This window comes from Armatimonas sp. (assembly GCF_043760365.1).
In the GTDB taxonomy this organism is placed as follows: domain Bacteria; phylum Armatimonadota; class Armatimonadia; order Armatimonadales; family Armatimonadaceae; genus Armatimonas.
Map to the genome: position 1 here is coordinate 1 of NZ_JAYUPA010000424.1, position 1741 is coordinate 1741.

The window sequence follows — 1741 nt, forward strand, 5'->3', positions numbered from 1 at the left end:
ACAATCGCATCGCCGTGGTAGAGCGCCACCAGAAAACGCCCCTGAGTGTCCTCGTGGAGCAAGAGGCTCACCGGGCGCGTCTCTTGCCAGAGCCGCACCGCCGCCGTACTAAGATCGCTCGCCGGGCTTACCTGCGCCACCAGGGTGCGCGCGGTCTCGGGCTTGGGGCTGACCTTAAACGTGGCCTCGACAATCACCCCAAGGGTGCCCAGCGCCCCGACATGGAGCTTGGGAAGGTCGTAGCCAGTGACATTCTTGACCACCTTGCCACCGCCTTTGATCAGCCGCCCTTGCGCATCCACCACCGTGATCCCAATCAGCCAGTCGCGCACCGTGCCGTAGCCGAGCCGTAGCGGGCCACAGGCATTGGTCGCCAGAATCCCTCCCAGTGTCGCCTTCTCCGACTGGGGCGGGTCCAGCGGGAGGAACTGACCATGCTGAGCAAGCTGTGCCTGGAGATCCGCAAGAGTCATTCCCGCTTGAGCCGTCACGGTCATATCGGCGTACTCATGAGCCACCAGGGCGTTGAGGGCACTCAGATCCAGGAGAATATCGGCTTTGCGTGGCACCCCTCCGTAGTCCTGACCCGTGCCCCCTCCCCAGGGAATCACACTCAGGCCCGTTTCCTGTGCCTGGCGTAAGACATCCTGCACCCCCTCGACACTCTGTGGGCGCACCCGCTCCGCTGCCACTTTTCCCAATACGTCCGCTTCGTTCACGCTGGGATTATACCCTCCAAATGAGAGGGGGTATTATAATAGACCATGACCAGATCCACTCTTGTTTTTCAGCGGTTCCTTGCCTTCACCCTGGAGCATCTTGGGCATAAGGTCGCTCAGATGCCGCGTGCGAAGGCGCTCCGTCTGGGAACACGTCTGGGGCGGCTCAGTTTCTGGTTGGTGAAGCGCCCCCGAACAACCTCTCTGCGTAATCTGCGCCTGATCTACGGCGACGCGCTGACACAAGCCCAGCGGCAAGAGCTGACCCAAAAAGTCTTTGAGCACTTTGGGCGGGTGACTCTAGATTTCTACCGCTCCGCCCTGCGCGGCGACGATAATATCCTGGAGCTTGTCACGGAGATTGAGGGCTGGGAGAATGAAGCGAGTGCCACCGGGGCAGGTAAGGGCGTCATCGGAGTGAGTGGGCACCTGGGTAACTTCGAGATCTTCGCCCGGTATGCGGCCAAGCGCGGCGTGCCCTTAACGGTGGTCGCGCGTGATCCGAGCGATCCGGTCTTTGGGACGCTCGTCAAGAAAATTCGTCTGCGCGGCGGCTACGATGTGGTCAGCAAGGGCGGTGCATCAGTGCGTAAGCTCTTTGTCGCCCTCAAAAAAGGCGAGGCTATCGGCCTTCTCCCGGATCAGAACAGCGGCGACACGTTTATCCCCTTTCTAGGCGTCCCGGCGGGGACAACCACCGGCCCGGCGGCACTCTCCCTCAAGACAGGCGCTCCGATTGTCCCTTCGTTCTGCGTCATGAAACCCGATACCACCTACAAGATTGTCGTGCAGGAACCCCTCTGGCCGCAAGAGGGCGAGAGCGAGACGAGCCTCATGGCGCGGGTCAATCTGGCGCTGGAAGAAGGCATCCGCCAGTATCCCGAGCAGTATCTCTGGCTCCACAACCGCTGGAAGTCGGCTTTCGAGGAGAAAAACGCCCCCCGCTGGCCTACTGGCTACGACCTACCTACCCTTAAAGCTCTTTGGCATGGGTAGGGTAGCCTCCCTCTAGCTATCAGGGT

2 protein-coding genes are annotated in these 1741 nt (G+C 61.1%); one reads left to right on the forward strand and one right to left on the reverse strand.

The genetic code is table 11. The features are described from left to right. Window positions 1–719 (reverse strand): FAD-binding oxidoreductase (locus ACH2EH_RS09970; protein ID WP_395141257.1); only part of this gene is annotated, 719 nt, incomplete at its 3' end. A gap of 45 nt (window positions 720–764) precedes the next feature. On the opposite strand from ACH2EH_RS09970, the gene ACH2EH_RS09975 reads away from it, so the two are divergent. After that, the gene (locus ACH2EH_RS09975; protein WP_395141259.1) at window positions 765–1715 is read left to right on the forward strand and encodes a lysophospholipid acyltransferase family protein; all 951 of its coding nucleotides are present in this window, start codon (window positions 765–767) and stop codon (window positions 1713–1715) included. The last annotated feature ends 26 nt before the right edge of the window (window positions 1716–1741 follow it).

Excerpts from the sequence above, each read along its gene's own strand:
- ACH2EH_RS09975 (WP_395141259.1), top strand. The coding sequence starts at position 765 with ATGACCAGATCCACTCTTGTTTTTCAGCGGTTCCTTGCCTTCACCCTG.